The organism is Ensifer sp. GW101-20A05, assembly GCF_059424735.1.
The window spans coordinates 1-7309 of the sequence record NZ_JBWKZT010000038.1; the positions used below are offsets into that span (position 1 = coordinate 1).

General features: G+C 58.5%; 5 protein-coding genes and 2 pseudogenes. 3 read left to right on the forward strand and 4 right to left on the reverse strand.

The window, feature by feature from the left end; translation table 11 throughout:
• Positions 1 to 235: 235 nt before the first annotated feature.
• A pseudogene (locus AC070A_RS34410) lies at positions 236 to 343 on the forward strand (recombinase family protein); the annotation flags it as partial.
• A gap of 170 nt (positions 344 to 513) precedes the next feature.
• Here AC070A_RS34410 and serA read toward each other — a convergent pair.
• Positions 514 to 1752, reverse strand: coding sequence for a phosphoglycerate dehydrogenase (gene serA / locus AC070A_RS34415; RefSeq protein WP_057252917.1), 1239 nt, complete (start codon positions 1750 to 1752; stop codon positions 514 to 516).
• A gap of 628 nt (positions 1753 to 2380) precedes the next feature.
• Between serA and AC070A_RS34420 the strand changes: the two genes are divergently transcribed.
• Together AC070A_RS34420 and AC070A_RS34425 are read left to right on the forward strand one after the other, a co-directional pair.
• Positions 2381 to 3481 (forward strand): Fic family protein, encoded by a 1101-nt coding sequence (locus tag AC070A_RS34420; RefSeq protein ID WP_113738033.1) that lies wholly within the window; start codon positions 2381 to 2383, stop codon positions 3479 to 3481.
• 266 nt (positions 3482 to 3747) lie between these two features.
• Positions 3748 to 3885, forward strand: a pseudogene (locus AC070A_RS34425) (integrase); the annotation flags it as partial.
• A 6-nt stretch (positions 3886 to 3891) separates the two neighbouring features.
• Here the strand turns inward: AC070A_RS34425 and AC070A_RS34430 are convergent.
• The 3 genes from AC070A_RS34430 to AC070A_RS34440 form a co-directional block, all read right to left on the reverse strand.
• Positions 3892 to 4227 carry a hypothetical protein gene (locus AC070A_RS34430; protein ID WP_425989244.1) on the reverse strand — a complete coding sequence of 112 codons (336 nt, stop codon included), beginning with the start codon at positions 4225 to 4227 and terminating at the stop codon, positions 3892 to 3894.
• Between the two features lie 335 nt (positions 4228 to 4562).
• The gene (gene repC / locus AC070A_RS34435; RefSeq protein ID WP_113738004.1) at positions 4563 to 4910 is read right to left on the reverse strand and encodes a replication initiation protein RepC; all 348 of its coding nucleotides are present in this window, start codon (positions 4908 to 4910) and stop codon (positions 4563 to 4565) included.
• A gap of 2182 nt (positions 4911 to 7092) precedes the next feature.
• Positions 7093 to 7309, reverse strand: a 217-nt coding sequence (locus AC070A_RS34440) for a hypothetical protein (RefSeq protein WP_494773643.1), incomplete at its 5' end; no start/stop codon positions are given.

Consider the following 7309-nt stretch of genomic DNA (forward strand, 5'->3'; position numbering starts at 1 on the left):
GTGCGCGGCGGCAAGAAGTGGCAGCCCTCCTCCGTTCGAGACTTGCTGGACGAAGCCCACCGCTTCGGCCTTATCCGTCGCTGAGGGCCCGGTTCATCAGGCGGCCGATCGCGCGGCTCCAGACCGACGGCAGCAACTTCTCTGAGGTGACGGAAAATCCACTGAATCTGGTAGAGTCCGCCGATCTTCGCCGGTGCCAAATCGCTCAAATAGAAGCCCGCCGATGCGGTTTCGTCACACCCTGCGGTCGGTGGCAGCGATCGCCATCGCCGATCCCGACCTATCGCTTCGCGACATTGCCCCGCAACTGGACCAGATGGGAGAACGGCCCGTGCGCGGCGGCGGGTTCTTCCGGTCCCTGCTCGCTCTCCCCTCCCCGAAAGTTCCTGAACGCCTCATGCAGGAACGGCGGAGCAGCTCCGGCCGCACGCGGCTCCACCAGGCCTGCGATCTCAGCGATGGCAACCAAACCAAAGGCGATCATTCGCTGATGCGCTGAGCCCCGGTCAGCTGTCAGTAGACCAATCGCGTTCGTATCGTTCCAGGAATTTCGCGTAGGGCCTGAAGAACCTCGTCGGCATTTGCGGAAATTCCTTCGGCCTCGACCACCACATAGCCCGTGTCGCCAAGCGTCTGAAGGAACTCAGCGACGATGTTCAGCCCGCGCGACGAGAAGATCTCGTTGAGCTGGATGAGCATGCCGGGGCGGTTTTCATGCACGTGAATGAAACGCGTGCCGTTCGGGCGCTCAGGCAGCTGTACCTGCGGAAAGTTGACGGCGCCCATCGTTGAGCCGATGTCGGAATACTCGACCAGCTTCCTTGAAACCTCCCCGCCGATGCGCTCTTGGGCTTCCTCAGTGGAGCCGCCGATATGCGGCGTCAGAATAACATTGCTCAAGCCTTGCAACGGCGTCTCAAAACGCTCGTTGTTCGATGCCGGCTCCTTGGGGAACACGTCCACCGCGGCACCCGCTAGATGCCCGTCGTTCAGGACTTTCGCAAGCGCATCGAGATCGACCACCGTGCCGCGAGAATTGTTGATGAAGATGGCGCCCTTCTTCATGCGGCGCAATTCGGTTTCGGTGATCATGTTATGCGTCGAGGGTGTTTCGGGAACGTGCATTGTCACATAGTCAGAGATTTCGAGAAGGTCGCCGAGCGAAGCCATCGACTCCGAATTGCCCCGGCGCAGCCGATCGGAAAGATCGAAGTAGCGCACGACCATGCCCATGCTTTCGGCAAGCGCGCTGAGCTGCGATCCGATATTGCCGTAGCCGACAATGCCGAGCGTTTTGCCGCGGACCTCCCGGCTGCCGACAGCGGACTTCTCCCACCCACCTTGATGCGCGGAAGCCGAGCGCGGAAAGATCTGCCGTGTCAGCATGATAATCTCGCCGATCACAAGCTCGGCCACCGATCGCGTGTTTGAATAAGGTGCATTGAACACCGGAATGCCGCGCCGCCGCGCTGCATCCAGATCGACTTGGTTCGTACCGACGGAAAAACAGCCAACGGCGAACAATTTCTTGGCGGATTCGAAAATCTCGTCCGTCAGCTGCGTGCGGGAACGAATGCCGATGATATGAGCGTCGGCGATGTGGCGCTTAAGATCCTTGTCGTCGAGCGCCTTCGGCAAATGAATGAGGTTGGTGTAGCCAGAAGAAGAAAAGTAGTCCACCGCGGTCTGGCTAATGCCTTCCAGCAGAAGCACGGAAATTCGGTCGCGTGGGAGAGACAGTTGGCGGGTCATAAATGTTGCTCCGATTTCCGAAAAGCCGATGTGGCTTCGGCGCCTATGAAGGTTTAAGCGGCCGGACAGGCTAATATCAACACCTTGATACCGCGCACAGATCTCAACGTGCCACGGTTTTCAATGCTTCCTCCCCAAAGGTTGGCAAGAAAGCCATTGATTTGGCCACACTAACGACGAAAAAGAACGGCTGACAACTGACCTACCGGCGATCGCCTGGAACTGCACCCAACGGGGCCAACCGCCCGCTGCATGTCGCGTTCCAGCGGCCACTGAGGGCACGGACTTCCAGGCTCCGCTCTTGAGGATCTGCAGCGCCACGCGGCGGTAGTCGCTACCGCTCCGCGGCTTCAGCTCAGTGCTGCCAGCCCGGGGCGCGGGTGCTAGTTCTTCCTGCCTGCTCCCTCTCCCCTCTCCGGATCTTGCCTCCGATTTAGCACCGAAGTTCTCGGCTTCTTGCGGCTATCCCCTTCCCTTGGTGCGAGCGGCATAGCGCTGGACGATCAATTCCAGCCACCATGTAGCTACACTACAGCTCTCTTCTGCCAGCGTGATTGAGCTATTGACGCACTTGCTATAGCTCATTTTCTCGGTCAAAAGTGAGTTATAGAAAGGAAATCTATAACTCATGAATTGGAGCTGGACACATCAAGGTTGGCCCGACTTCAAGTATGATGCCGCCCGGCTTGCGCCGCTCGAACGGCAGTTCCTCCTATCGTCGGGCGAAGTCATTGGTGCAATCCGTCATGCCAGTGATGATGACCGCAGCCAGATTCGCATCGAGCTGCTTAGCGAGGAGGCGATCAAGACCTCCGCGATCGAGGGCGAAGTGCTCGATCGTTTAAGTGTGCAATCCTCGCTGCGCAGACAGTTTGGTCTCGAGGCAGACACACGACCTGTGAGGCCACAGGAGCGCGGCGTCGCAGAGATGATGGTTGACGTCTATGCAAACTGGTCCACGCGCTTGGACGATAAAACACTGTTTCGTTGGCACGGGATGTTGATGGCCGGGAACCGTCACCTCGCAACTATTGGCGCGTACCGAACACATGAGGATGCCATGCAGATCGTGTCCGGTCGCTACGATAAGACCGTTATCCATTTCGAGGCTCCCCCATCGATACGCGTACCCACGGAGATGGCGGCATATATCGAGTGGTTCAACCGATCTGCACCCGGGGCTGAAACTCCCCTCCCTGCCCTCACACGCGCCGGGATTGGTCACCTCTACTTCGAAAGCATACATCCGTTCGAGGATGGCAATGGGCGGCTGGGTCGAGCGCTGGCCGAGAAGTCACTTGCACAAAATATCGGGCAGCCCAGCCTCATTGCCTTAGCCTTCACTATCGAGCGTTACCGAAAAGCATACTACGATCAGCTTGAGCAGCATCAGCGGACACTCGATATAACGGAATGGCTTGTCTACTTTGCCGAGACCATCCTTGAGGCGCAGCAGACGACGCTAAAACGCGTCGCGTTTCATCTTGCCAAGGCGCAATATTTCGATCGCTTCCGCGACCAGTTTAACGAACGTCAAGAAGAGGTCATCGCGCGGATGTTCCGCGAGGGCCTCGCTGGCTTTCGAGGTGGTCTAAGTGCGGAAAACTATATCTCGATCACCAACACATCTCGAGCGACTGCCACCCGTGATCTGCAAGATTTGGTCGAAAAAGGAGCACTCACGAGAACTGGTGAACGAAGGCACACGCGGTATTCTCTGAACCTCTAGCGAACAGAAGTCATAACGCTGACCGCGATCCCTAAATGGTCCGCCGTATTCGCTCCAACTCGTCTGTCCACTCCTCCCATTGGTTCCCAGTCGCTCGATCGGCATCGGCGCACGCGACAACTCCCAGCGCTCCGCCTTTCACGTCAGATCGCGCAAGTTGCCGCCGGCCAAGTTGATCTGCCCTGCCCATTTTCCAAAATGCATGCCATGGTGGCCGCTGCGTTCTCCGTCCCCGCACAGGCCTCCAGATAGGCGCTCGGACTGACCTGACTGGGGCTGCCGACCGTGGCATTCCCCTGCCGGAAGCGATGCAGCAGTCGCTGCATAAATCGGTGACCAAGGCGACGAGTTACTACAACAACGCCGAACGAATGAATGGACGAGCGGCCCGGCTGATCGTCTAGGCGAGACTACGCGCCGAACAATGTATCGGCTCGTCTCTCAAACGATTGCCACTCTTCTGGCTCACCTCCCGCCTCCGATCTATCGCGCAGGTCAGCGGCTACTGCCGCCCTTCCCCAGGCTTCGGCCCGCTGCATAAGCGACGCCATCTCTGCCTTCAAGTGATGCGAGCGTTGGAGGTCGGCGGCGCGCTCGGCATTTTGTCGCGGATCGTAGAACACGCCAATTTGTGCACCGGCCGCCTTTCGCTCCGCTTCCAACTCCGCCGTAAGTGTGGCCAATTCGGCCTTCACCGCGAAATAGCGTTTCATCACGACGATGAGTTCGCGGTCGTCCGTTTTCATCATCGCTCCCGAGATTCTGTTTGCATGAGGACAATGATGATCAACAACAAGGGCAGAATCGCGATGGTTCATTAGACCTCACAGTTTGGCGCAACGAAAAAGTCTGGCGTAGAAGGAGGTGGGCCACCCTAGCGTGAGTGACCGCCAGCGGAGCACGAGGAGCGCTGCCCGTTGGACCGAAGCGCTTCAGGAGGCGTGGTTGCTCCGATAAATGGATAATGGCGTTACCGCGCAGCAAGTCCCGGGGGGCAACGTGAGTTGTGCCAGCGCGCATCAGCCATCAGCATTGGCCAAAGCGAAAACTCGCCGCGCTCGGCCCTTCGCGTCAAATTGCGCTAATAGCCGCCGGCCGAATAGATGTGCCCCGGCCCTTTCGAGAATACACGCCATGACGGCGGCTGCATTCTCCGCTCCAAGAATTCCGCAGGCCTCTCATAGGCGCTCGGACTGACCCCGAGCATCGATCGAACCACGACAGCCGCAGACAAAAGGTCGCGCCAGGTCGCGACCGCACCGTTCGGGCCGCAATCGTGGCCCACCATGGCCAGATAATCCGTGGGGTCGAATAGCTCAAAACCCTGACAGCTGTCAGGGTTTTTTGGTCCTCGCCCGCCGGCGATCGTAGCCGCCACGTGAGGATGCCCGAAGATCAGACACCGAGCTGGGCTTGGAGACCACGGCATTTCAACGCTGCCGACGCGGCGGCTATCGGTCTGCGCGCGTAGTGAGATGGAGATGAAGGAGAGGGGCCGGCGTCCTTCTAAGCCTGGGTCTCTCTACAAAACCCTGACAGCTGTCAGGGTTTTGTACTCTCAGAACGGCGCCATCGTCGCCATACGAAATATGCTGCCGGCTTACAAATTCGACGCCGGCGTGCGCGTCATAGTTCGCCTCGATCGTCTCAACTCTTTGCGCCCTGTCACAGATCTGCACACCTGCCCAGCGGGTAGTCGGAGGCCTGAGAGACCCAATAGAGCTTCGCATTCACTCATCCGCATTGAGCGAAAATCACATCCAAAACCCTGACAGCTGTCAGGGTTTTTTGGTCCACCTGAGCCGACTATCGTAGCCGCCATGTAAGGATGCCCGAAGATTACACAGCGAGCTGCGGTCGAAGGCCAGGGCAACTCAACGCTGCCGACGCGGCGACTTTCCGTCTGCTCGCGTAATCAGATGGAGATGAAGCCAAGGGGCCGGCGCGCTTCTAAGCCGGGATTGGCTCTCTAAAAAACCCTGACAGCTGTCAGGGTTTTGTCATTTCAGCGAGTATGCGCTCAGCTGAGCTCCGCTTCATCAACTATACCGATCAGTGCGTCGCGCCGCCTCCGGGGCCAACCAGGCGGCTTTTCAATGACTTGAAGCCACGGTGCTTGCCGATGTTCCGAATGAAGTGGACCGAGCCCCCTTCGACCGGCGGTACGATAGCCATATGCCAGATGCATGGCCCGTGTATGGGGCACTCCGCGCCTAGCGCACCCGAATCCGAACCGACCCTTCGAAGCACACTGCCTCCTTTGAATCCTCGGCGGCGGCGAACTCCGCCATTCGATCCTCGGGAGGCGAATTCGATACTGAATGGAGCGTGCGGGCGACACGCACACGAGACATTGTCGAGATCGTCAGCCGCTACCGGATTAGGGCTGTGAAGTCACGCTGGGGCAAGGAGCAGAAAGACGGCTGGCGTCTCAGCGGTGAGCAGATTCCTCGGTCATCCTTCCGCCGCGATTAGAATTCCAGGTTGACTAAGGCCGATCGCAGCAATGGAGTTCATATGCGGTTTCGTTGTTTACTTCTGCGATCGCTTTCGCGATTTCAGGTCTCGGGGGGAGGGCGGACGCCTGTTCGATGTACGCCCCATTGGACCTTGACGATGTCCAATACGCTGATGTCGTGGTCGTGGGGACAAATCCGACTACCGCGTCGTCCTTGATCCCCATGTACGCGAGCGCCATAAATCGTTCGTCGCCAGAAACCCTGAACTTAACAAAACAGCCAAGGAGCCGTCAGGCTTCCTTTCCGATTTCGCCGATTTCAGATCGTGGTCGATGGGGTCTTGCTGGGGGCGAACCAAAGAGCCTGCCTTCCGGGCCATTTCTTATTGCCCTGCGGGACCCACATTCTCGCATTCCTCCGCTACGCGCAGTGTCGGCAACAGTTTCGCCGAACCCCGAGCTTGGCGCTTTGACATTGTTGCAAGCACCCTGTGCAAGGCCGTTTCTGTTCTCAGTTGACAGCAAGGAGGCCCATTTGCTTCGGGAGAAATTGGCACCGCTTGACCAGCGATAGCTTCATTGCCTGCGCCAATGGACAATGCGACGACTACTATCGTCCCCATGCTTGCTCGGGTACCCTAAAGCGATCGCCTCCGTCTCCTATGCGCGGTACCGAAGTAACGAGCGGACTATGCGGTGTCACCGGGGACCGCTCTGCCAACCACAATCTATCGTTAAAGAACATTGCAGCGGTCTGGGTGGAGATAACATAACGCACTCCAACCGAATGGCGACGCGTCACCAGAACCGCCAGCTCAGCGTCCAGACAAATGTGCCGAAGTTCTGCATTTGCCGTTCCGAGAGCCGCTGGCTAACGCCGCGACGCGATCAAGCGCCAATGCGTAGGCTGATCAACCGCAACTATGTCGGCCGCTAGCGGTAGGATCGCCATATGGCCCGAATAGCAAGCGCATGTACGCTCGCGTAGACGGGGGCAATCGACATGCACCGAACGGCAACGCTAAGGCACGCGATCCGAGAAAGCAACGACGCCTGGACCACCGCCGCAAAGCGTACCGAGTCGAATAGGCCCACGATCGGGTGGCGGATAAAGCGGTGCTTGACGCAGATTTACCTTGTCAGTCTTCGAGGATCATCGGATCTCAATTAGCTGTTTTCCTGCGATGCGACATGGGCCAAGATCGGCGGACTCTGCCAGGTTCAGCGAGTTTTTCGCGTTATCCCAGAAAAAGACCGCGTGATCGGTCGCCTGATGAACCGGGCCCTCAGCGGCGGATAAGGCCGAAGCGGTGGGCTTCGTCCAGCAAGTCTCGAACGGAGGAGGGCTGCCACTTCTTGCCGCCGCGCAC

What these genes read in the sequence shown, in the direction of transcription:
- serA (WP_057252917.1), bottom strand. Translation starts at nt 1,752, where the DNA reads ATGACCCGCCAACTGTCTCTCCCACGCGACCGAATTTCCGTGCTTCTG.
- AC070A_RS34420 (WP_113738033.1), top strand. Translation starts at nt 2,381, where the DNA reads ATGAATTGGAGCTGGACACATCAAGGTTGGCCCGACTTCAAGTATGAT.
- AC070A_RS34430 (WP_425989244.1), bottom strand. Translation starts at nt 4,227, where the DNA reads ATGAAAACGGACGACCGCGAACTCATCGTCGTGATGAAACGCTATTTC.
- repC (WP_113738004.1), bottom strand. Translation starts at nt 4,910, where the DNA reads ATGCCGTGGTCTCCAAGCCCAGCTCGGTGTCTGATCTTCGGGCATCCT.